Origin of the sequence: Isoptericola sp. NPDC056134 (assembly GCF_042264825.1) — a bacterium.
Classification (GTDB): Bacteria; Actinomycetota; Actinomycetes; order Actinomycetales; family Cellulomonadaceae; genus Isoptericola; species Isoptericola nanjingensis.
Window position 1 is genome coordinate 676 of the sequence record NZ_JBHJVM010000080.1, and the last position, 579, is coordinate 1,254.

At 67.0% G+C, this 579-nt stretch carries 1 pseudogene; it reads left to right on the forward strand.

What is annotated here, in order from left to right:
- Nucleotides 1-579 (forward strand): annotated as a pseudogene (locus ACFCZN_RS21410) (hypothetical protein); the annotation flags it as partial.

Here is a 579-nt window from a genome sequence, read left to right on the forward strand (position 1 = left end):
AAGCACCGGCTGAGCATGGATAAGGCGGGGCCCACCTCGACTTTGAAGGAGTCGGCTCCGGTCGGGTTCGCCACCCCCAACGAACTGAAGAAGTGGCTGTCCAAGGAAGGTCTTCAGGCTCGCGCGGGCACCCTCCGCCCGTCCCTGGAGGGGGCGAAGCGGCGGGCCGTCAACCCTCATGAGGTTGGGCTGCACCTGGGCGTGGACCTGCTTCACAGGAAGGGGCTGTTCATCGCCTGCGAGGACATCGTGCTGATGTACGCCCCGCCGCGTACCGGCAAGTCGGCGCAGTACGGCAACGCAATCATCGACGCGGCCGGCGCCTGCATCGTGACCTCGACCCGCGGTGACCTCTACGACCACACCCACCAGTTGAGCCGCGAGGACAACCGGCCCGTCTGGGTCTTCAACGCGGGCGTGAGCGGGGTGGAGAACACCTTGCACTGGAACCTCGTTGACGGCTGCCAGGACCCGGTGGTGGCCCTGCGCCGTGCCGGGTATCTACTCGCGGCCTCGGCCAGCGGGGAGGCCATGGAGAATGCCTCCTTCTGGGAGGGGCACTCCTTCATGGTGCTGTCC